The organism is Anaerolineales bacterium (genome assembly GCA_015075725.1).
Classification (GTDB): Bacteria; Chloroflexota; Anaerolineae; order Anaerolineales; family Villigracilaceae; genus Villigracilis.
In genome coordinates, this window is record JABTTV010000001.1 from 3,565,063 (window position 1) to 3,588,061 (window position 22,999).

The following is a 22,999-nucleotide window of genomic DNA, read 5'->3' on the forward strand; positions in this document are numbered from 1 at the left end:
CGCTCCCGGGAATCGTTCAATCCCTGATCTGACCTGACATGAACTGAATGACCACGTCGGTTCCGGGGAGTGTATCACCCAGCTCTTGCATCGTGGTTTGAACGATATTGTCTATATTGACCAAATTTCCGATCCTCGCGGAAATATTACCAATGGTGCGTTCCTTTGCCGCGCGCTTTTGCGCATCTTGCAATAATCGCGCGGCTTCGATGGCCAGGGCGGCACGGTCGGCAGTCGCTTCGGCAATGGCGATCTCATGCGCATCCCATTTTCGGTTCGGGTCAGATGCGCTCAATTTAAGAGTTCCAATTTGGACACCGCGCAGGATGATGGGAATCGCCATCTGAGCCGGTTGTGGGTTCAAGGCCGGACCGACTTGTCTGATCGTTACACCGTCAAAATGGAATCCGGGAGTCGCATCTTTTTTCAAGAATCGATTCCATTGCTGTTCGCTCAATTGGGCGGCTGAGCGTTCCGCCTGTTCCCTGGCTTCCTGGCTTTCGTTGAAGGAACGCGCATTTTGAATAGCGATACTAACCTGGTCGGCAAGAACGGACAGAATATTGATATCCTCCTCGTTGAAGGCATTAATTACCTTGCTCTGGACGTCGAGGGCGCCCATGATATCCGCACCGCTTCTCAGTGGAAGCGCGATCTCAGAGTGGGTCTCAGGCAGGTCAGGATTGTTGAAGTAGGCCGCATCTTTCCCTACATCGAGCGCGATGCGGGGGGTTCCTGTCTGGGTCACATAACCGACAATACCCGTTTCGCCAATCCGCAGGCGGTGATTTCTCGCCAGCATGATCTGCCCGCCTTCGCTGTTTGCCGCTGCCAGGACTGCGTACTCCTTGTGCGCATCAACAAGGAAAATGCCGACATGGTAATAACCCAACTGACTCGAGATTGTCTCGGTGATTTGCGGGAGAAGCCTGTCCATTTGGCGGGTGGAACTGATGATACGGGAGATGCGGGCAATCGATTCGAAAAGGGAGGCGCGATAGGCGTTGCTTTTGCTGACCGTTTCCAATTCTCGCGTGCGCTCCTCGATCCTGTCCTCCAGTCCTTGAAGGGTGTCCGTTAGCCTATCTGCCATCGTATTGAAAGATCTGGCGAGCACACCCGTCTCATCTGACGTGGTTACTTCTGTGCGCGCAGTAAGGTCACCGCCTGAAATTTTATCGGCGATTTTTGTAAGCGATTGGATTGGAAACGAGATCAATTGACCAAGCATGATACTGATCAGAAGCGCCCCGATGAATGTTGCGAACAGAATTATGATCGCTGTTTGGGTGGCTGCCTCGAGTTGGGCGGAGGTTTCCTGGCGTGAGGCCGGTATGGACGTCAGCATTTCCGACGTGGGAACCACCAGAGCGACGCTGTACCCATTGGAGGGTACGGGAGCGAAAGCGATATACGTTTCGACACCATTCACTTCGATGACGCCCAATCCGTTTCCGCCTGCAACCATGCGGTTTGTAAAATTTTGCAATTCGGGCGAGCCTTCGCCCAGTATGGTGTATTTATAGAAATCGTCCGCCACCAGTTGATCCGGATCGATGCCGAACATTTCATATCCATCGGGGGGCATGTAGATGAGACGGCCGGCGTCATCCACCATGAAGGCGTATCCGGTCTGGCCCACGGAAAGTGCTGAAAGTTGTTCCGTGATCACCGCGATTTGGATATCGGCGGCCACAATTCCATCGAAAATATTTCGATAGTAGACGGGGGCTGCAACGGTCACCACCAACCCGCCTCCCGCTGCATCCACATAAGGGATCGACCAACGAGTCTTCCGTTCGGGATTGAATAGAGGCGCGGTGATCTTGTAGTAGCTTCGCTGGGTCGCATCGAAATCCGGCGGAATCAAGGAGGCCAGATTGACATTCGGGTAATACCTGACGATGCCGCGCGAGTCGATCGAATAGATGGCGAGGATGCTGGGATTGTCTTCAAGATGATATGGAACGGCAAAATCAAGATAGGCGGAGGTATTCAAACCAAGGATCGCAGATTCATCCATTGGCAGGGTGGATGGGATGAAAACAGACGAGGTGTCCTGTGCCGAGTTCCCGTACTGCCCTCCTTCGAGTTGGACCATCTTTTCAGCAGCATTCCAATAACTGCCCTGATTGAGAATTCCATATTTATCCTGGAGGGTGACGCGATAGCCTGCAAGGTCTTCCACTTTATACGCGAATTCGGCAAAGAATTCATTTGCGTTTTCCGCGCTCAGTGCGGCGGTGTTTAATAGCTGCTCTTCGGCGGCGCGGCGAACACTGCCTTCCAGCCTGCCCGCCAGCAGGTTGGTGATTTGTCTCATTTCGTCCAGCGCGAAGTAGGAGATGGTGATGACTGCGGCTCCGCCTGTTACGATGATGCCCAGCGTGATCTTCGCCTGAAGGTTGAACCGATTGAATTCCCGGATGAAGACGAAAACGATTGGAATCGAAATGAATGCAACGATGTAGAAGGTGTACTGCTCAAGACCCGGGACGCTCAGGCGGGTTTCGCCTAATCTCGAATCCAAAACAAAGGCTGCGACACTAAAAAAGGATGCCGTGATAACGCCCAGCGTCGTGAATTGGGAGGACATTGCCAGTCCGGCAATGAAGAACACTACAAGGGCGATGGAACTCGCTACGATGAGTCCCAAACCCTGAACGATGGGCAACACAGCCATCACATTAATGATGAAGGCGATACCCAGGACAGCCATTGCGAGATCGCGCCTGTCCAGCCTGAGCAACCGAAGAGGAACCAGCAAATCGAAGAACACGGTTGCGAGTAAAAGCCCTGCCGGCAGGAATAAATTCGGTGATCCGTAGAGATACCCGAGGATGAAGAACAAAACCGAAGTAAAGAAGGCGGATATCATCAATACAACCGTGATGATATAGCCGTTACGGGCGAGTCTGGTTTCCAGGGATTGTTTGGAGGTGTTTTGCATGTCAGTCCTTGCGGGATTACCCGCCGCCTCCGATCTCGACTGTAACCTGTGCGCCGATAATGTGGCTTCCCAGTTCCCGGACAGCGGTCTTCAAAATTTCATCGATCTGCGTTCCAGCACTGATCTTCGTCGATATCTCGCCGATAATATGTTCCCTCTCGGCAGTCCGCCTGCTTTCCTCCAGCAGGCGCGCATTTTCGATTGACAGAGCTGCTCTTTCCACAATGGCGTTGATGATATCGAGCTCGTCGTCAGACCAAACCCGCTCTTTACCGACTTTCACGTAAACGACGCCCACCGTCTGATCACGTAATTTGATGGGAATCGTTAATGACGACGCTCCATCCGCCTCGGTCTTTTGAACAACTCTTCCGGAACTGAGGGCGTCATCCGCGCCCGGAAGGTCGACAGGCTCGGGAAGGGTTTTGGTTTTGAGGTTGCGGCGTTGGACACCTACAATATTTTTCGACTTGGTGAAGCGCAGCCAGCTTTCGCGGAGATCTCGGCTGTAGATCGCCTGGGCTTCATTCAAAATCCTTTCCTGAACTTCGAACAACCGGGAATTTTCGATGGCAACAGCCACCTGGTCGGCAAGGGTGGATAATATGCGGACATCCTCCTGGCTGAACGCGTTCGGCTCGCGGCTTTGCACATCGAGGACGCCGATGATCTCGTTCCCTTTTCGTATCAGAGGAAGAGCCATCTCCGAACGGGTTTCCGGCAGGTCGGGATTATTGAAATAGATCGCATCCGCGCCTGTGTCTAGCGCAATCCGTGGAAGTCCGGCTCCCGCCACATAGCCGACAATGCCTGTCTGGCCAATTTTTAGTTTATGGTTGCGTTGGAGCATCCTTTTTCCGCCTGCGCTGTTGGCGGCGATCAGAACCGCGAATTCATTATTGGAGTCCAGAAGAAAGACGCCTGTATGATAGTAGCCGAATTGCCCGCTGATCAATTCCGTAACCTGAGTAAGAAGCGTGTCCAGGTTTTGAGTCTGGGTAATGACCCGGGAAATCTTTGTGATCGCCTCGAACTGACGCGCGCGGCGGTCGTTGCGCAGATTTGCCGCATCCAGTTCCGAAGTGCGCGCTGCGACTGTGCTTTCGAGCGTATCGGCAATGATCTGAATTTCCTGGTTTTTGGCGGTAAGTTCCGCCGTCGTCATGTTGAGACGCTCGAGAAGTTTCGATACGCCGTTTGCCGATGCTTGAAGCAGAATTGCGATGAAGAAAAGATACACGACCAGTGATGAAAAATATGTAATGAGGTTTTGTGGTATGACGGGGGAGGGGAGAGAATCCTGGTAGAAGAGGAAAACAAGCCCGATCAAGGTGTTTATTACCGCCATAAGAAACGCGCCGCGGCCGCCCAGCAATAATCCTGCAAGGACGATGGTGGTGATCAGGGAGAAATAACTTGCTCCGGTAATGCCGCCGGATATTGCGATCGACAGGATCAAGATCAAGTTGATGATCGTCAACAAACTTATCGAGGTAAATTTGATCCATCCGCGCGCAAGCAGCGCACGGAGGAAAAATCCTGCGATCACCAGAGCCATCGTTAACAGGGCGGAGAAAGGCTGGCCGAGCGAGATCAACGCGAAAATGCTGTAAAGCGCGCAGATCATGATCATCGCCCACAGAATGCTGTTCAATAAGGCGGCGATTCTGGTTTTTTCCCCGTCCTCGAAGAACGGGGGCGCGAAGACTTCACGGAGGAAATTATTCATGGCTTTCCCCGCCTTCTGCATCCGGAACTTGAACATCCGAAAATTGGATGACGATCTCAGACCCGCTCAACACCTTTTCGATTTCCTCCGCCGCCGTATGGAGAATGTTCTCTGTGCTGTATGCGGCTCCAATTCGACTTGTCGCATCGAGGATGGCTCGCTCCTTTGCAGCGCGACGGTTGCTCACTTCCAGCAACCGGGCGTTTTCCAATGTGAGGGCGGCGCGATTCGCGGCTGCCTGGACAATCGCGATCTGCTCAGATCCCCAGGCCTTGGAGGGGTCATCCTGCTCCAGGCCGATGACGCCGATGGCCTGCCCAAATATCATTATCGGAACCAGAAGTATGTTCTTCGATCCCTCGTCCTCTGAGTTCAAAACGACCGGGCTGCCCTTGTGCAGCAAATCGGAAACATCAGGCGGCAGGTCAGTTGGAATCGGGCGAATTTGCAAGCCATCATATTCATAGCCCGATGCTCCCATGCCATCCAGGAAGGATTGCCAGACCTCGCGAGTCTGATTTCGGGTTGATTTCGAGAGTTCGGATAATGCATTTTCGAGACGTTGCACGAGCAGAGAGTTTTCGATGGCAGCCGCCAACTGGTCAGCCAGAATCTGCAAGGTCTGGATATCGCTTTCAGCAAAGGCCTTGCGAGAGGTGGATTGGATGTCCAACGCGCCGATGGTCACGTTGTAGCTGCGAAGCGGAAGTGTAATCTCTGATCGGGTATCGGGGAGGTACGGATTATCCATGTGGGTGGAGTCCAGATCGACATCCTGTGCGATATACGCCTGGCCGGTGCGGGTAACCGTACCCACCAACCCCGCTTCGCCGACTTTCAATTTATGATTGCGTGCCAGCATTTGTTCCGCCGCCACACTGCTTGCGGCTCGCAGGATGGCATATTCACCCTTGTCGTCCACCAGAAAAATTCCCACATGGTAGTACTCCAGCCGTTCCCGAATAAGATTTGCTGATACGTTTAGAAGCGTACCCTGATCGCGAATAACGGATAGTTCGCGGGTGACCTCTGCGATTGTCCGTAACTCATTCGCAAGCCGTGAGAGGTCTTTTGTTCTGGTCTCGACGCTCTCTTCAAGAGTCCCGAAAGCCTGCTTTAGATTGGCAGACATTTGGTTGAAGGCATTTCCGAGATCTTCCAATTCGTCCCGAGTCTGGATCTTGATCCGATCTTCCGCCTCATACTCACCGCCAGCAACCCGGTTTGCAAAGTCCCTGAGCTTTTGTAACGGTTCAGTGATGGTCCTTGTAAATAAAAACAGGAGGATCCCGAAAAATAGAACGACGACGAAAGTGTACCCGATCAGGGTGTTTCTCAGTTGCGTTGTGCTCGACACCAATTCGCTTCTAGAGTAGGCAAGCGCAAGAGACCAGCCTGTCTCCAGACCGATCGGCGCAAAGGCGACCAACATTCGTTCGCCGCGCGGGTCAGTTGCCTCTAGGAAGCCTGAGTTTCCCGACCGCATTTGCGTAATAAGCTCGATCCAGCCCCTGGTCTTTTCAGAAAAAGCGGCGATGATCATCGAATCGGACATGGTTTTGTACTCGCCGCCGTTCGAACCGATCCCTAAAATGATGCCGTTCGAATCGATAAGAAATGCATATCCTTGTCTGCCAACCTCAATGGAGTTTACGGTCTCTTGTGTTTGCGCGAATGCAATATCCGCCGTGGCAACACCTTTGAAACCGCCATTCTCATTGAAAAAAGGCGCGCTCCATGTCACCATCCAGATCTCGCCACCCCCGTAATTGAAGTAAGGCGGCGAAATGACCGTGGTCAGGTTTTTCTTTGGAATCGTGTACCATCCCCTGTTGAAGTAATTGTTTTCCGGCGTGCCAAGATCGGAGAAAACAAGAGTATCGTCCGGTTGGCGGTTGAAATACGGAGCGTAAAAGGTGACTCCTGGTATGAATTGATCCGGTTCGTAGGCAATGGTCGAACCAAAGACGTCTTCGTTTCGCGCCAGCGTGGTCCGCAGCATCCGGATCAACTGAGCCTCTTCGATGGTTTCGGATTCGGCAAAGGCAGCCAATTCCAGCGCCACAGCCCGCGCAACCAATAACTTTGACTGGATGAGTTCCACCTGTGTGAGCGACTCGCTTGTTAACTCCTCTCTAAGCGTATCGACCAGCGCCTGTTGGGAAAATCGAATACTAAGATATGTATAAATGGTCAGGGCTGCAAGCATAAGGATGATGACAGCCCCCGGGAGTTTTATTCCGAGATTTATCCTCCGGGTGGGTGGGCTCACGTTCGCTGTCACCAGGTCTGAGGGGGAGGGGATGCGCTCCATGTTGTTCATTCCGCCCCTCCTCCGTTTGTCGGAGTGCCGGTTCCAATCTGGATGAACGATCGGGAGGCTTGAAGAGCCAGCCCTAATTCCTGAATAGTCGTCTGCATTATGCGTTCGAAATCGGTGGATGAACCGATCTGGTTCGTGATCCTGGAAATCATCTCTTCCTGTTCAGCGCGCCGGGTGGCTTCTTCGAACAACCCCGAATTTTCAAGCGATAGGGCGGCACGTTCAGAAACCGCCTGCACCAGCAGGATCTCTTCCTCCGTCCAATTCCGGTTTTCGTTTACCGACTCGATATGGATGACGCCGACCACCTGATCGCGAATCCGAACCGGAACGATCAATTGAGGATTGTTTCCGTCTAAGGATTTACCCACTGCAACCGTCTCACCTGAGGCAACCGCTCTATCCAGATAGGGGTTTGAGGGTATGGCCCCGGATTCACCGATGCCGCCGTCGATCGTGAAGGAGTATGCGACATCTTTTCGAGGCCTCTCAAGAGACCGGATACGGCGCGAAATCTCCGGTGTTGCGGCCATGTCTGATTCCTCCCGCAGTCTCAGGATCAAGGCGAGTTGGTTGGCGATCGTGGTCAACGTAATTGCATCCTCGTCGCTGAAGGCCGAGGACTGTGTGCTTTGAACGTCAAGGACACCGATCGTTGTGTTTCCATATTTTATGGGAAGCGATATTTCAGAGCGGGTTTCAGGAAGATATGGATTATTAAAGAAAATTGCATCCGCGCCTGTATCTCTGACGATGCGCGGAATGCCGCTCTGTGAGACATAACCCACGATCCCGGTCCCACCGACCTTTAGCTGGTGGCCTTTTGCGAGCATTTCCTGTCCGCCTTTGCTGTTCGCGGCCCGCAAAACAGCATACTTTCGATCTGCGCCCAGGAGGAATATTCCAGCGTGATAATACCCGAGCTTCTCACTGATCAACCTTGTGGCGCGCACCAGAAGATCGTCCATCACCTCATAGGGATTTCCGAGGAGCGCTTGAGAAATCTCAGCAGCAGCCTGCAGCCTTGCAGTTTTCGCCAATAATTGTTCATTCAGGCTGTTTAATTCCCCGGTCCTCGAGCGGACCTGCTCTTCAAGGGTGCGGTTGACAAGTTCAAGATTCTCGCGCGAATGTTCCTGTTCCTCCCTTATCCGACTTTCGATTCGAAGGAGGGTCCGGTGTCTGTGAAATATCGCAGTGATGGCACCCATGACGCCAAGCAGCAGGGATGAACTCAAAACGAAGTATCGAATGTCCGTGCCATAGGGATTCGGCAGAAAGCCGTTCATTTCGAGCAGGCCTATGGTGATGAAAGGTATGATGATGATAAGCCCAAATAACAATGGTATCGGATTGCGATTATTTACGCTGTAGATATTTACCAGCAGAAATACGCCCAATCCGCTCATCCAGATCAAATCATGCAAGCCATATCCATCGAGCAAGGATATGGCAATCACATCCACCATCACCATGGTTGGAAAGATGAACGGAAAATTCGATTTTCCGCGTATGGTTTGGACAAGGCTGAGGAGCGCGGTAAGGCTTGTCAGAACCGAAATAACAACCACAACAGGGTGCCGATAGATAAACGCCCATAAACCTGTTACCAGGAAGCCGAGGGTCAGCGTGAGAGTCAGTTCCGCGCGCCTGCCAGTCGCATCCCCGGGACGGTCCCTCAATAAAAAGTCGAATAATCTTGGATATCTCATCGGTGTTCTATCTTAGTTCCTTCATGGAACAGCACCATGACTTGAATCCTCCGGATGTTGCCTGCCATTGGATCGTTTTATTAGTTGGAACGATACCGAAGCATCACCTAACGCCTGCCCGAGTTCCTGAACCGTCTCGCGGATGATGGAATCGCGGGTGGCCGAAGCGCTGATCCGGGCGGAGATATCAGAAACCAGCGATTCGCGTGCTGCGCGTTGCTGTGATTCGCGATATAGCCTTGCGCTTTCGAGTGCGCCGCTCAACTGATCCGTCAATGAAATGGCGAGATTGGTCTCGTCCTGGGTCCAGGCTTCGGCTATCTCCGGTTTCTTTAATCGGATCGCGCCGATCACCTGTCCGCGAATCTTGATTGGCACACTGATCGTCAAACCGTCTTCGCCAAGGATTAAGTCGCCGGTCTCGATGGCTTTCGAAATGGCGCTTTCGACAAGGTCATCCTGGATTTTTACCGTTGCGGGTGTGGTGGCAAGGAAGTTGATCCGCGCCTGGTTCCTCAGGATCTTGCTCCAAGCCTCGCGGCTAACCTGACCGTAGGACGAACGCGCGCTTTCGAGCGCCTGTTCCGTTTCGCTGAATAGATTCGTATTTTGAATTGCGACGGCAAGTTGGTCTGCGAGGATTTGTAACGTGGCGATATCGTCGTCTACAAACGCCCGGGACTCCGTGCTCTGAACATCGAGGACTCCCAATATCTGTCCGCTCGCCACCAGGGGAAGCGCCATCTCTGAACGGGTATTTGGCAGGTCGGGGTTGTTGAAGAAAACGGCATCCGTTCCCACGTCAAGCGCAATGCGCGCCCTGAGGTTCTCTGCAACATATCCAACAATGCCGGTTTCGCCGACTTTCAGGGCATGCCGTTTCTCAAGCATTCGTTTTCCGCCTTCGCTGTTCGACGCGACAAGGATGGCAAACTCTTTTCGGTCATCCAGGAGGAAGATCCCGATGTGATAAAAGCCAAATTTGTCGGAGATAAGCTGCGCGGCCCTTTGCAGGAGTTCAGACAGGTTCCGGTAAGAGGCGATGGATTTGCCGACTTCCGCCACGGCCTGTAACTGGGCGGTACGTTTGTCAAGAATGCCGGTGCGTTCCTGAATACGCTCTTCCAGATTCCGGCGTTCTGTAGTCAGTTCATTGAAATAGGATTGCGCACGATTTTTGGAATTTTCAAACTCCGTCTGGGTCAGTCGGATTCCATTGATGACCAGAATCGAAAGCATCAGCATGGACGCCGAATTTGAGACCCAGACTTCAAGCGTCCCAGAATCGACGGTTTTGCTGGTCGTGACAATTAAGCCGTTCAGGATCAGCCAGCCCATCGCCAGATACGTAACGACCCCAAGCCAAAAAACGACCCACCCTATTCGCCAGGAAAACAACAAAGATGCCATGATGATTGCGCCGAGCATGAAAAGACGTCCGTCCCCGCGAATGCCTGTTTCCGTGATGCCCACAATGGCGACCGCATAAAGAATGGCGACCAGTATGCCCGCTTTGAAATTATCGCTCACCGGTAACAAAGTGATCGCCAGGACGATCAGATACAGGACTGTATAGATGGCTTGGTAAAGAGGTGCGTTGGCAATCAGGGAGGGAATCAACGCCGCCAGGCCCAGGATACATGCAGCGATCAACGTCCCTCGTAAGAACGCGGAACGCCAGGCTGTATATGTAATTTCGTAAGAGCCTTGATGGTCCATATATTGACCTTGCTACGATTTCGACGCGCGGTTCGAGCCTGCCGTGGGCGAACCCGAATGAGCGAAACCGATCAATATTTCGGCTTCTTTCAAATCGAAGACCTTTCTCAATTCAGATGCCGCACTACGAGCGACCGCCTCCACATCGAGGGTCTCGCGAACGAATGTGGAGAAGTTTGTGATCATTTGATTTCTTAAGGCATTCTTTTGCGCTTCGTCAACCAGTCTGCTGTTATCGAGGGCAAGCGCAACCTGGTTTGCGATCTTTCCTACAAGGTCACGCTCGCGATCCAGCCATTTGTTCGATGACCCTTTCCTTTTCAATTTGATTTGTCCGATCGCCTGGCCGTGAAGCACGATTGGGATAAGGAGTCCATCGTTCTCTCTGCCGGTTTTATCCCGGGCAAAGATTGGACGAACCCCGGCGGGTGTATATAGATATGCGTTCTTTTGGCGGCTCGTGAATTTCGACCAGGTTGTCCGTGTTTGATACGTTGATCCCGCTTCCACTTGGGAAAGCAGGCTCCGGGTTTCCTCCAGGAGGCGGACATTATCGAACGATATCGCAGTAAGATCTGCCAGGGTCTGGAGTATTTCTGCGTCTTCCGGTGAAAATGCATGCGGCTGATCCGAATGGACATCGAGGATGCCGATCAACGACCCGCGGACAGATAGTGGTATTGTCATGCGTGACCGGGTCAATGGAAAGTGTGCATCCTGGTAAAAATGCGGTCTATCGTGGTCGGAGATGATGCAAGCCTCTTTCATCTCGATCGCTCGCGCAAGCGGATGTCTCCGATCTGTATCGACCCGGTATGCCTGTCCCATCAAGGCTTTGCCGGCTTCCGATGAAGATGCCTGTAAATATGCCGTATTCCGTAGGTTATCCAGGATGAATACGCCCACATGATAGTATTCGAATCGTTCTGAAATCAAATAGGCGGCCTTCTTCAGTAACTCCGAGATGTCCTGAGTCTCCGCGATGGAGCGCGCTGTGCTTGTGGCCGCCCGCAGTTGAAAGGCGTGCATCTCAAGTTCTGATGTGCGCTCCCGAACCGTTTCCTCGAGACTCTGTCTCTCGGTTGCAAGCGACTGGTTGGCGGCTTGCATTTGACTGACGCTTCCTGCGAAAGCGTTTTTAAGCATATTTGCCGCAGCGACGAGGAGAATTCCGATCACGGCAAAATCTGCTAGATAGACGCCCCAACCTGCAAATGTAGTTGCAGGTACTCCATCCGCAGGGAGGCGGTAAATCCCTGTCACCGTCAATAATCCGAGTGAAGCGATCATCAACATCGAGGCGGAAAGTATGGCAAGATCGGTCTTGTTATCCAGGAGCAGGGAGGCGAGTATGACTGTCGCAAGGAGAAAGATGTTTCCGTCTGCCCAGGGTCCCCAGGCAAGGATCGCATTCAAACCGATAATCCCGGAGATGAATAGCAGCAAATAAGCCCGTACCAAATAGGGGGTTTGTAGAATCGTAATGACGATCAATATCGTGTAAAGAATCAAGAACAGAATCCGGTCCTTGACGCTTGTCGTCGGGAAGGACACCGATATCAGGATGACCCCAAGGACGGAAGCAATACGAAGAACGGAACGGATGAAACGTTCCCTCCATTCTGATAGATCGAAGGCCTGTTTCGTCGCTTCGCTACTCATTGCCCATGCCTTCCATCGAAACTTCAATTTCCACTTCAGAGGCTTCCAGGTTGCGTCCTAGTTCCCGGACGACCGTCTGCAGGATTGAGTCCATGTTCGGCGCAGCCCATAGTCGTGCTATGATTTCATTGGTAAGCTTTTCCTGCGCGGCAGTGAACTGGCTTTCCTCGACAAGCCGGGCGTTCTCCAGAGCGAGTGTGGCTTGCGCCGCGATTGATTCGATCAGGTTCTTTTGCTCGGCTGTCCATTCGCTTTCACTCGACGTGATGATCTCGCCAATGATCTGGTTTCTCAGCGCAAGCGGAATCTTAAGTGAGTTGGCATCCGGTTGTTCCGTGTCGCCGAGGGCATAATTCAGGTTTCGTTCGCTGGCGAGCGAGTTCCACATCCCTTCAAGATACTGCCGCTGAGTCGCCTGCATTTCCATGATGCTTTGCTGGGCTTCCTGGTAGAGGCGCGCGTTTTCGATAGAAACGGAAATCCCGTTCGCCATATTCTGGAAAGCATCGAGGTCTTGGGGGAAAAATCCGGATTCTTTTGATGAGTGCATTTCAAGCGCACCGAGGACGTTATCCCCGACGACAAGAGGAACCAGGATCAAGGAACGGGTGTAGGGGAAGAATAAAGGATATTCCTGCCGGATCTGGCCGCTATCAAGCAGAATCAAACCGGTTTTCGAGCGGATCACCTGCCCAATCAGGCTTCGACCGTTCACGCTGAAACGTTGTTTCTTTTCCTTTATCATCTTGCCCGCTTCGCCCACCACCTCCCTCATCTCCACCCATTGCCTGGAGGGATCAAGCAGATAAACGACTGTGCAATAAAATTCAAATTCATTCTGGATGTATTTTGCCGTGAGGGGCAGGATCTCATCGATGTCGAGAATTGTGGCGACCGCCCGTTCGACCTCGTTGATCCGGCGGAGTTGCATGGTTCGTTCCGTAACACGGTTTTCGAGATTATTCCTTTCCTCACGCAAAGCGCCAAGCGTTTGTGAGATCCTGGATTGCGCGTCGGAAAATTCACTTTCCAACTGGCGGAAGCTGTAGACAATGATCACGCCGAACATCATTAATGCCGCGCCTGCGCTGATCCAATCTTCCAATTTGGCGGGTGTTGCGCCTGGATTCAGGGTCTCGAATCGTCCTCCCATCCATAGAAACCCCATGATACCAAGGGTAATGATTCCTACAGCAATGGCAATGGTCCCGGCGCGGGGGGAGAGGAGCATTGTCGCAAAGACCACAAGCCCAAGGAAAAAGAACAGGCTGTCGCCCAGGATACCGAGGCTGATCAATTCAGCGATACCGAGAATATAAACACCAAACAGAAATGTGGAAATCCTTATTATGTACGGAAACTTGAATGCCGTGGCGATCACAACCATGATATAGGTTGTAATAAAGATCCCATCGATCAGCGGGCTCTCCGCGGCTCTGATGGCTGGAATAAGGGCGACAGTGCCGAAGATCAGAACTCCCACAAGCAGCGGAAGAACGAATCGTTCTCGCCAGGACCTGTATACCCACTCCGTCGTTTTGACCGAAGAAGTATTATCTGGATTAACCTGGACCATTAGTGAATCCCTTCTTCCCGGCTCTCCCCGTTTTTCGGAACGACATTGATCTTTGTGTAACGGGCGCCGGTTGCCCGGCTTATCTCACTAGCTGTTGTGTGGAGAATTGACTGGATATCGGTGGAGCGGCGGATTCTGTCGGTGATTTCGTTGATCAATCGTTCGCGCTCCGACTGCGCCCGTATCTGCTCCACCAACCGGGCATTCGCGATCACCGCGGCAAGGCTTCCGCCGAGCGTCCCAAGCATTTCTTCGTCGTTTTCGGAGTAGGCGTCTGTTTGTTCGCTCTCGACGTTGATCACGCCGAGTACTTCATTCCTGTAAATTAAAGGGATTGCCATTTCAGATCTGGTATTTGCGCTGATTTGCATATAGCGGGGATCTTCCCTCACATCGCGAAGGCGCAAAGCCCGTCTGTGTGCCGCCACCCAGCCTGTGACACCCGAGCCCATCTCGACCTTCATGTTGCTGATGTCCTCCGCGTAGCCAATTGAAGCCTTGACTTCAAGATATTGTTTTTCCCTGTCGAGGAGGAGGATCATCACACGATCCCCGCCGAGCGTCACCTGGAGACCGCCCACTGCGCTTTCGAGCGCCTCTTCGAGAGTTGTGCCTGATGCGGCGGAAGAGGTGATGTGGTGGAGGAGACGGTGCTGAGACAAATGCTCCTGGGTTTCGGCAAAGAGTTCCGAATTTTCCACAGCGATTGCAAGTTGATCGGCAAGGATATGCAAACTCCGAAGGTTGTCCTCCTGGAAGGCAAAGGGAATCCTGCTTTGAACATCGAGCGCGCCAAGGATCCGGTCGCCGATCCTCAACGGAATGGCCGCTTCAGCCCGAGTTTCAGGAAGAAGCGGATTCGGGAAATAGGTCATATCCTTCGTTGTGTCGTTTACAACGAGTAATTCGCCCTTCCCTGTAACATAGCCAACGATGGATTTCGACCCGACACCGATCTTGTAACCCTGTCTTTTCATTTGTGCGCCTGCATCCCCGGTCGCTTCGCGAACAAGGGCGAATTCGCCTGGGAGGTCGAGGAGAAACACAGCCGCATGATAAAAATCGAATCGCTCACGAATCAATTGAACGGCTTTGGATAACAATTCGTCGAGGTTGAGGGAACCGCTGATGTCGCGGGCGATCTCAGCCGCTGTTTCGATCTGAAGCGCTTTTCTGTTGCTTTCTTCGAGCAATTCAGCGTTCTTGATGACGCCTGCGACTTGATTTGCCACTGTTGTAAAAAATCTCAGGTCGTTATCGTCGAAGGCTTCCTCCCGGTCCAGGTCCTGGATGATGAGTGCGCCGATCGGTTCGCCCTGGACGAGCAGCGGGGCGCCCATCCATGATTTTGCAGGTTTGCCGGTCACTTTTGCCCCGAGTTCGGCTGCCTTTCGTTCCGTATCTTTTACCAATAAAAGCGGCTGGCGGGTCCGGATCAAAATGGAGGTCAACCCCTCTCCAAGCGGGAAGGGTGGTATTGAAATGACCTTTCTGTTTTCGTAGGAAAACGGAATGCGTATGAAGTCTGCGTTCCTATCATAGATCGCCACGATCAAGTTGTAATCGCCGATGATCTGTTGAACCTTGACGAGCAAACCGTGAAAAAATCCCTGGATGTCCGCGATCGAAGCGCTCAATTCGTTGATGGAAACAAGCGATTCGACCTCCTTCAGATGTCGTTCTGTTTCTTCGATCGCATTTGCGCGTTGAATCGCCACCGACATGAGATCTGTAAGATTTTCATACGGTTGTATGGCAGCACTTAGGGGGCTTTGCTGTCGCGAACCGATCAAGAGCACGGCCTCAAGCGATTCCCTTCCTTTAACGGGCAGGAAGACGCAATTTAATAGTCCAAGTGTTCGCACGATTTCCTTAAGTCCATTTGGCAGATCCGCGCTCATGCCTGATACGGTCACCGAGCCCCGGGCTAAGAAGGATTCCATATCCTGTTTGCTGATCCTTATGCCGGCGCCCATCCATGCAGCTGGCACATCAGATTGGATCATTTCAGAAACTGAAAGCGCCTTTAGATGGTTATCTGCCGCACGGAAGAGAATGACTGGAATGGGGGAGTTCCTCAAAATCAGACCGCCCATTTGAAGGACCTCGGTTTTGTTGTCGGCTTCGGCGATTAACCGGCTGGAGCGGTAGAGGCGGTCCAGTTCCTGGAAATTGATCTGGCTGGATTCGATCAGCCTGGTGGTTTGAATGGCAGCCGCGATCTGACTGGCCAGAGTCTTCAGCATGATGATGGAATCCTGGCTGAATATGGCGGGTTGTGTGCTCTGAACGTCGAGAACTCCCAACACCTGATCTCCAAGCAGAATAGGCACACACGCCTCGGATCGTGTTTCAGGGAGGAGCTCATTCTTAAGATGAAGCGGGTCTTCTGTCACGTCTGAGGCAATCCGCGGCTGGTTGTTCGCGGCGACCCAGCCAACAATCGATTCTGATCCGATGGGAAGTGTGTAGTTTCGTTCAGAAAGTTCACGGGACGCTGAGCCGTATCCGCTCTTGAATTCGAGATTTTTACCGCTTCTATCCTTCAGAAAAATGGTTGCCTGATAGAAACCGAATTGCTTGACGAGGAGTTCTGTGGTCTTGTGGAGCATCTGGTCGAGATCGGGTATCGCAGTCACATTCTGGGCCACTTCGGCAGCTGTTCGAATTTGGAGCGTGCGTTCCTCGACCCCCCTTTCCAGGAATCTGTAGTGGTCTTCGATCTGATCCGCAAGATAATTGAACGATTGTGAAAGCTGGGCAATCTCGTCGCCCGGACCGGTAATTTCCGCCCTCTGACCGCGATCTCCTTCAGCAAATTTACGGGTAATCTCGGAAAGAGATTGAATGGGTTTAATCAAGCGTTTCGTCCCATAATAAAGGACGAGCCCCAGCGCGCCGATGGTCCCTGCAACCAGCAGGAGAGTGAAGGGTGCAAGACTGTCCACATGCTCAAAGATGGTTTGCGAGTCGACAGCCAGGACTACACCGCTTTGTATGGAAGGCAGCCATTGCAGTTGTGCGATCACGCTCCTGCCAGAGACGAAATTCAACTCTATCGGGATCGGTGAACCGAATTCGTTTTGCCTGGCTTCCTCCAATTGTGTCTGGAGAAATTCCTCCGAATCGGGGGTCAAGGACATGGGAGAAAATTTGCCCGTCTCCTCTTCGAAGGTAAAGACCTGCCGATCCGAAAAGGCAATATACGAATTGGCGTATGGAGCCAAACCGTTCAATGGTTGGAGCAAATCCCTTATCCCGACTTCTTTCGTCATCCCGACGATCACACCAAGGATCGAACTCCCGCGCGCGGTTTTGTATTTGATCGCTGTAATGAGGATCGGTTCATTCTCCGCAACAGGCGATAAGCCGTGGAGCAGCGTCGTGCCACTTTCGTCGAATTCGAACAATGATGGGTCAAGGGATTTTCCCTGCCATTCTTCGTTCGTGGCAAGGATAACGTTGCCGTCCGGATCAATTAACAGGTATTCATCGAACCTGTACCTTTCGCCCTGTGTGACATTTGGAATGAGGCTAAAAAATTCCCTGCGGATCGAGTCGAATTGATCGCTTTGCGGGTTCGCGTGCAATGCGGTTTCGATCAGCACGGCCGCATGTTCCCCCTCGAATTGTTCCCGTAACTTAGCCTCCCTGGCTGATATATTCCTTTTCACTACATCGACCTGGTTGGCAAGAAGGCTTTCCAGCTGTGTGTTTGCCTGCTCGCGTAAAAGCGCTCGCGCCCGCAAGTAGGCTGTCCCCGCCATCAAGGCAAGCGGAATAAATGTAAAGATCAAGAGCGTTCTGACGATGGTGCCAGTAAGGCTGCCCTTGATCCTTCGTTTTGTGGTCTCATAAGGGGTTGGCGCCGCAGGGATTGTCATTCGGGGGTTTTTCGATAAGACTAACTAAATTCCCAGACAGGTTCTCCATTTAAAATCCGGCGGATTTGGTCGGGGAATCGATCCGGGTCCAGAGGTTTACCTAAAAAGCCATCGAATCCTGAATCCTTTGCCTTCTTCATTTGTTCCTGGCTGGCTTCGGCTGTGACTGCAATAATCGGCACGGATTTGAACCGATCCGAAGCGCGAATCTTTTTGAGCGCTCCATAGCCGTCCTCATACGGCAGGCGGATATCCATCAGGATCAAATCCAGTCGGGGGAGGGTGTCGGCATACTCGACGACCTCATACCCCGAAGTTTTCCATTCACAATGGATGCCAAGATACCCAAGCATTCTGGCGATCAGGACGAAGTTCGACACATTATCCTCCACCACCAAAACCGCGGCATCCTTTGGGATGGACGGTTTTCGTATCGGTTGAGTATCGGATATAGCTGGGGATTGGTCTTGATCAGCCATTGGTTCTCCTTATGAGAAAGCGTTCGATCTGCTGGGCCAGGTTGTCGATGTCGATGGGCTTTTGAATATACCCGTCGCAACCCGCCTCAAGCGACTTCTCCCGGTCGCCGCGCATCACATTCGCTGTAACAGCCAAGATCGGAATCTCGGCGTACCTATCCATTTGCTTGATCTTTGCTGTCAACGTATAGCCGTCCATGTCGGGCATATTGATGTCCATAAGGATCAAGTCGATATTTTCCTGTTCGAGTTTACGGATGGCGTGTTCCGCGTGCGCCGCCTCAACGACCGCATAGCCTTCTGCATTCAAGACTCTGCGGATCAGGTTGCGATTATCGAGATTATCTTCCACGTACAAAATGGTACCTTTGCCTTCATTCGGCATTTCTCATTTTTCTCCACGTGGAATTTTACTTTAATGCGGGGGCATGTCCATGACAGCTACCTTACAACTTGCAAGGAAACTTACAAATAAGTATAGCATAACAAAAAAGCCGGGAATGGAATTCCTCGGCTTCAGAGCGGGTGATGGGACTCGAACCCACGATATCTTGCTTGGGAAGCAAGCGTTCTACCACTGAACTACACCCGCGCGAACGAACGGTGGGATTATACGGCACGCCAAAAAGCGATGTCAAGCCTGGGATGGCGCCGCCCCGTGCCGGACCCGGTCATTGTTTGCGTTTCAGAAGCATGTTCGCCAACCCGAGCAGCGCTTCAGCGGCTTCCCCCCTGGGTTGTGCCCGTTCAAGATGACGAAGCGCCAGCTTTGTTTCATCTTCGGAAATCCTTTCTGCATACGCTCTCGCGCCTTCCTTCTCCAATAAGGAGGCGATCTCCATCACTTCGCTTTGTAGAACGGATCCCCGCTGCCAGCGTTTTGCGAATTCCTGGTTCTTCTCCAGACCGAACAGGACGGGAAGCGAATTCTTTCCTTCCACCAGATCGCTGGCTGCCGATTTGCCGGTGAGAGCTTCGTCGCCCCAAATTCCGAGGATGTCATCCTGGACCTGGAATGCCAACCCAAGGTGATGCCCAAAGAGGCGAAAATCTTCCACCTGACTGTCTTGCGCATAGCCAAGAAGGGCGCCGATCTGGGTGCATGCGGCGAGCAGGGCAGAGGTCTTTCCTCCGACCATGGGCCAATAATCCTGCATCGTCAGGTCGGCGCGTTCTTCATATGACATATCCAGGAATTGACCCTGGGTGAGTTGAAGACAACATTCACCAAGGATCTCCGCCGCGCGCACGACCATCTCATGCGGATAATGGGTTCGCAGGTCCAGGATGGATTGATTCGCGATCACAAATAAAGCGTCGCCGACGTTTATCGCCATTGGCGCACCCCACTTAACCCAGGCGGTTTTCCTGCCGCGCCGAAGTTCTGAGTTATCCTGGATATCGTCGTGGACGAGTGAAAAGTTGTGTACCAGTTCAGCTGAAGCGGATGCTGGTACTGCGTGTAGCCAATTCGCTGTTTCCTTTCTTATATCACCACCTTTTCTATCACCAAAAGAGGCAACAGACAGCAAAAGTAACAGCGGGCGCACACGCTTCCCGGCCGCCTGTGGACCAGCCCCTTCGCCCGACCAACCCATGTGATAGGTCAGCATTTCATGGAAATCTTGCGTTCGCGCCTGTGCAAGCCTGCCAACTTGTTTTTTTAGTTCGGTCTCGATGGCATCCAGCATCGTTTGTTGCAGTGTTTCGGTCATGGATGGCTTCCTTTTGTCAGTTCCCGGTGGGGAAGGGGATGAAATTGCATTCGGGTCTTCCGGATGATTTTATCCGAACCTGGCGAAACCGGAGGTATAATCGCGCGATTGTAAATTTTCCTGGAGAATACTCTTGAGCCGAATAATCAACCCCGACTCTGTTGGAAAGGAAAGAACCCGGTTATCGAAATGCATCGTATTGAGCATCCGCGAGCTGGCGAAACACAACCAGGTGACCGCGGATGCGAAAGACCAGGCGGCTTTCATTGCGCTGGCTTTGCAAAGCATATCGGATGGAATCGATGCCTCGGTGGCTGCATGGGAAAAACGCGGGTACTGGGTGAAAGCGGATAAATTCCGCATGGAATGGATCTGGTCAGGTCAATATTCCGCGAAATTGAAAGACGCCGTGCTTGCTGACGATTGGGCGGCGATCGCTTCGATGCTGCCCGCGATCGCGCAAAAGTTCGGCAAGGTGGAGATCGCTCAAAACCATAAATTGGGGAAGCCATGGATGGGAGCGTATGCATCGCTTGCCCTTCATCGGAAGTTGTAATCAATAAACATGACTCACCCCGAAATTAAGGTTTCGCGGGTGAGTTCGTTTAAAAGAACAAATGGGACGCTGATAAACGCTGAATACGCGGATTTATAATACCTATTCCGCGTAAATCTGCGCTCATCCGCGTCCCAATTTAAATTCGGGGTTAATTATGTTTATTTTCAGACTTTTATCTTATCGAGATTATTCTTCGTTGATTCGAGCAGTTCGATCATCATTTCGCGGATGTGCGGGTTGAGGTAATGACGTTCGAGTGTGGAGAGCGGCAGGAACCTTGCGCCCGCCACCACGTTGATGCAATTCGCCGAACCGCACAGGCAGATGAAAGGCGCGTCCATCTGCCATTCGGTGGAGGGATAGAAGAAGAAGAGTTCCTCGCCCTTTTCGATATCGCGCGCGGCAACCATTTCCATGTTCTCGGTGTCCAGAATGACGTTCGGGTCGCAGGAGTGGTTGAGTGCGGCGAGTTTTCCGACGTGCGTGTGCCGGTCGCGGCCGATCTGCACAGTAAAACGATTCGGTTTTTCGCGCACATCCTCGCTCGGCATGGCGCAGATGATCTCACCCTTTTTGTAACTCTGTTTTGTTGTCAATGTTCTAAATTTATTTTCGGTCTTGATGGTTAATTTTTCCATCGTGTTCGCTGATGACATTCACATCTCCTTTTTCTTTTAGCGGTAAACGATACTGCATAGTATAGTCATTATGAAAATAATTTCAAGATGTAATCAAGACGATTCGAATATTTTAAGATTGATCTTAAAAAATAAAAAAACATCATCGAGCGATGCGGATGATGTTTTATTCATGCTCATCAATGATTTTAGAACATTCCTATTTGCAGGGCGGCTTTGCGTCCATCCAATAACACATACGGCGCGGCGCGTTCGGCGATGACACCTAGTTTTTTCAACATGGAAAGGTCGCGCAGTTTGCGCATTCTTCTCGCGGCGAGAATCGCTTCGGCTCCACGTTGACCGATGCCGGGAATCTTCAGCAGGTCGTGTTTGTCCGCAAGGTTGACCTCGACCGGGGCGTGGATCAGGTTCATCTGAGCCCAGGCAAGTTTCGGGTCGGTGTGAAGCGGGAGGTTTTCATCCGAGGCGAAGGGCAGGTCTTCGAGTTCGAATCCATAATCGCGCAGAAGATATGAAGCTTGATAGAGGCGATGTTCACGTAAAGGATCGACGGCTGGTTTGTTTTCAAGGGGCGTATCAAGAATGGGGTGGAAGGCGGAGAAATAAGCGCGCCTGAGGCGGACGTTCTTCATCAGCCATTGGGTCGTGTTGAGCAGTTCCAGGTCGCTTTCGTCGGCGCCGCCCGCGACGAATTGGGTGACGGTGGAGGGATATTTCCCGTTCCAAAATTTGTAGGCGGGGGTTGCGCGGCGAATCTCTTCGACCCAGCGCAGGGGACGCATGAGTTCTTCGATGAATATTTTGTGCGGCGCGAGTTTGGCGAGACGCCCGGTATTGGGCGCTTCGAGGTTGACCGAGACGCGGTCGGCGAGCTGCATGGCGCGATAGACCTGATCCTTCTCTGCGCCCGGCATGATCTTGAGATGGAGATAACCTTTGAATTGATGTTTCCTACGCAGGATCTCAGCAGTGTCGAGAAGTTTATCCTGTGTGCGGACGCCGCCCGCGGCGATGCCGCTGCTGAGGAAAATCCCCTCGGCGAAGCCGCTTCGATTCATTTTGCTGAAGAGGTCGGCGAATTCATCGGGTTTGAATGAGGCGCGACGAAAATCGCGCTCGGCGCGGAAGGGACAATAAAAGCAATCGCGCTCACAGGCGGAGGAGAGCAGGGTCTTGAGCAGTTTGATCTTTTTGCCGTTGGGGAGTTGGGCTGGGTAAACGAAGGCGGCGCGTTGTTCCCGTTCGGTAAACTCAGGGCGAGCCTTCGGAGTGAAGCAGGAAGGTTTGGCGGGTTCTCCGGTGGTCTCCCCTTGCGGGGACTTCGCGATACGGTCTCGGCTGTCGCCTCGACCTACTCGACCACCAACAGAATCTTCGGCGTGTTCGAGGGTCATCTGGCTGGAGAGTTCGATAAGAGTGTCGAGGGGGTTCATAATCAGATCTATCTTTCCGACTCGATTATAGAACATAAATTCTAATTTATCAAGGCAGTTTATTGGGGAAATTAAAGAACAGACGAATGGAGACTGGAGATCAGAGATCGGAGAATTGTTATACAAGTGGGCAACCGCGAAGAAAAAGGGTAGAGGTATTCGAGCACATGAAGCAAGGAAAATCCGGCGCGATCGTGGGCGTCCATGCTTCGGGCGGCTTGGGTGAGACCGAGCTAGTAAAACAAGCCGCTGAAAAATCAGGGTGAGTTCGAAATCCTGTGGGTAGACGTTGGCGAGAAAAAACCGCAGCAGGCGGCTGGCGATCTGCTCATTTTTTGGCAGATCACGCCCCGGGGCGGACGATTCGTTGCGGGCTTCGGGCGGGCATTCTATATTGTGCCCGAGAAATTGATAAAAGCATCCCCATTGCAAAAGTGAAATCGAATAACAATTTTGAAAGGCTCAAAACAAAGGTTGCCGGGGCGGTGACGTGCGTTTGCCGCGTCTGGCCCTGCCGGTATGCGACCGGAAACATGATCATTTACAGGGATTAATTACCTGCAATGAATATGCAATAATAAACCCCTGAACATACGTATTTATACGTATTGTTGTTT

General features: G+C 52.2%; 14 protein-coding genes and 1 tRNA gene. 1 reads left to right on the forward strand and 14 read right to left on the reverse strand.

Annotated elements, in window-relative coordinates; all coding sequences use genetic code 11:
• Positions 1-16: 16 nt before the first annotated feature.
• The 12 genes from HS100_17245 to HS100_17300 all read right to left on the reverse strand — a co-directional run bounded on the left by HS100_17245 (position 17) and on the right by HS100_17300 (position 19,749).
• Positions 17-2,950 (reverse strand): GAF domain-containing protein, encoded by a 2,934-nt coding sequence (locus HS100_17245; GenBank protein ID MBE7435665.1) that lies wholly within the window; start codon positions 2,948-2,950, stop codon positions 17-19.
• Between the two features lie 16 nt (positions 2,951-2,966).
• Entirely contained in the window at positions 2,967-4,679 is a 1,713-nt protein-coding gene (locus HS100_17250) for a GAF domain-containing protein (protein MBE7435666.1), read from the reverse strand.
• A complete protein-coding gene (locus HS100_17255) occupies positions 4,672-7,002 on the reverse strand; it encodes a GAF domain-containing protein (GenBank protein ID MBE7435667.1) in 2,331 nt (776 codons plus the stop codon). The genes HS100_17250 and HS100_17255 overlap by 8 nt, the downstream gene beginning before the upstream one ends.
• Positions 6,999-8,714: a GAF domain-containing protein gene (locus HS100_17260; GenBank protein ID MBE7435668.1), complete on the reverse strand. Its 1,716-nt coding sequence runs from the start codon at positions 8,712-8,714 to the stop codon at positions 6,999-7,001. The genes HS100_17255 and HS100_17260 overlap by 4 nt, the downstream gene beginning before the upstream one ends.
• Before the next feature lie 21 nt (positions 8,715-8,735).
• Positions 8,736-10,433, reverse strand: a complete 1,698-nt coding sequence (locus HS100_17265; protein MBE7435669.1) for a GAF domain-containing protein — start codon at positions 10,431-10,433, stop codon at positions 8,736-8,738.
• Positions 10,434-10,445: 12 nt separating this feature from the next.
• Complete coding sequence (locus HS100_17270) at positions 10,446-12,095, reverse strand: GAF domain-containing protein (GenBank protein ID MBE7435670.1); 1,650 nt, start codon at positions 12,093-12,095, stop codon at positions 10,446-10,448.
• Positions 12,088-13,671 carry a GAF domain-containing protein gene (locus tag HS100_17275; protein ID MBE7435671.1) on the reverse strand — a complete coding sequence of 528 codons (1,584 nt, stop codon included), beginning with the start codon at positions 13,669-13,671 and terminating at the stop codon, positions 12,088-12,090. Before HS100_17275 ends, HS100_17270 begins: the two co-directional genes overlap by 8 nt.
• Positions 13,671-17,555: a GAF domain-containing protein gene (locus HS100_17280; protein MBE7435672.1), complete on the reverse strand. Its 3,885-nt coding sequence runs from the start codon at positions 17,553-17,555 to the stop codon at positions 13,671-13,673. The genes HS100_17275 and HS100_17280 overlap by 1 nt, the downstream gene beginning before the upstream one ends.
• 20 nt (positions 17,556-17,575) lie before the next feature.
• Positions 17,576-18,034, reverse strand: a complete 459-nt coding sequence (locus tag HS100_17285; GenBank protein ID MBE7435673.1) for a response regulator — start codon at positions 18,032-18,034, stop codon at positions 17,576-17,578.
• Positions 18,027-18,419 carry a response regulator gene (locus HS100_17290; protein ID MBE7435674.1) on the reverse strand — a complete coding sequence of 131 codons (393 nt, stop codon included), beginning with the start codon at positions 18,417-18,419 and terminating at the stop codon, positions 18,027-18,029. Before HS100_17290 ends, HS100_17285 begins: the two co-directional genes overlap by 8 nt.
• A gap of 135 nt (positions 18,420-18,554) precedes the next feature.
• Positions 18,555-18,626 (reverse strand) — tRNA-Gly (locus HS100_17295).
• Positions 18,627-18,705: 79 nt separating this feature from the next.
• Positions 18,706-19,749, reverse strand: a complete 1,044-nt coding sequence (locus tag HS100_17300) for a polyprenyl synthetase family protein (protein ID MBE7435675.1) — start codon at positions 19,747-19,749, stop codon at positions 18,706-18,708.
• 133 nt (positions 19,750-19,882) lie between these two features.
• Here HS100_17300 and HS100_17305 point away from each other — a divergent pair, with 133 nt between their 5' ends.
• Positions 19,883-20,305, forward strand: coding sequence for a hypothetical protein (locus tag HS100_17305; GenBank protein MBE7435676.1), 423 nt, complete (start codon positions 19,883-19,885; stop codon positions 20,303-20,305).
• 167 nt (positions 20,306-20,472) lie between these two features.
• Here the strand turns inward: HS100_17305 and HS100_17310 are convergent, their stop codons facing one another.
• Positions 20,473-20,964 carry an SET domain-containing protein gene (locus HS100_17310; GenBank protein MBE7435677.1) on the reverse strand — a complete coding sequence of 164 codons (492 nt, stop codon included), beginning with the start codon at positions 20,962-20,964 and terminating at the stop codon, positions 20,473-20,475.
• A gap of 170 nt (positions 20,965-21,134) precedes the next feature.
• Positions 21,135-22,382, reverse strand: coding sequence for a hypothetical protein (locus HS100_17315; protein ID MBE7435678.1), 1,248 nt, complete (start codon positions 22,380-22,382; stop codon positions 21,135-21,137).
• Positions 22,383-22,999 lie beyond the last annotated feature (617 nt).

Bases quoted from the DNA above. Each gene is read 5' to 3' on its own strand.
- HS100_17275 (MBE7435671.1), bottom strand. From the start codon at position 13,671: ATGGTCCAGGTTAATCCAGATAATACTTCTTCGGTCAAAACGACGGAG.
- HS100_17270 (MBE7435670.1), bottom strand. From the start codon at position 12,095: ATGAGTAGCGAAGCGACGAAACAGGCCTTCGATCTATCAGAATGGAGG.
- HS100_17315 (MBE7435678.1), bottom strand. From the start codon at position 22,382: ATGAACCCCCTCGACACTCTTATCGAACTCTCCAGCCAGATGACCCTC.
- HS100_17310 (MBE7435677.1), bottom strand. From the start codon at position 20,964: ATGTCATCAGCGAACACGATGGAAAAATTAACCATCAAGACCGAAAAT.
- HS100_17280 (MBE7435672.1), bottom strand. From the start codon at position 17,555: ATGACAATCCCTGCGGCGCCAACCCCTTATGAGACCACAAAACGAAGG.
- HS100_17265 (MBE7435669.1), bottom strand. From the start codon at position 10,433: ATGGACCATCAAGGCTCTTACGAAATTACATATACAGCCTGGCGTTCC.
- HS100_17245 (MBE7435665.1), bottom strand. From the start codon at position 2,950: ATGCAAAACACCTCCAAACAATCCCTGGAAACCAGACTCGCCCGTAAC.
- HS100_17250 (MBE7435666.1), bottom strand. From the start codon at position 4,679: ATGAATAATTTCCTCCGTGAAGTCTTCGCGCCCCCGTTCTTCGAGGAC.
- HS100_17255 (MBE7435667.1), bottom strand. From the start codon at position 7,002: ATGAACAACATGGAGCGCATCCCCTCCCCCTCAGACCTGGTGACAGCG.
- HS100_17260 (MBE7435668.1), bottom strand. From the start codon at position 8,714: ATGAGATATCCAAGATTATTCGACTTTTTATTGAGGGACCGTCCCGGG.
- HS100_17290 (MBE7435674.1), bottom strand. From the start codon at position 18,419: ATGCCGAATGAAGGCAAAGGTACCATTTTGTACGTGGAAGATAATCTC.
- HS100_17285 (MBE7435673.1), bottom strand. From the start codon at position 18,034: ATGGCTGATCAAGACCAATCCCCAGCTATATCCGATACTCAACCGATA.
- HS100_17300 (MBE7435675.1), bottom strand. From the start codon at position 19,749: ATGACCGAAACACTGCAACAAACGATGCTGGATGCCATCGAGACCGAA.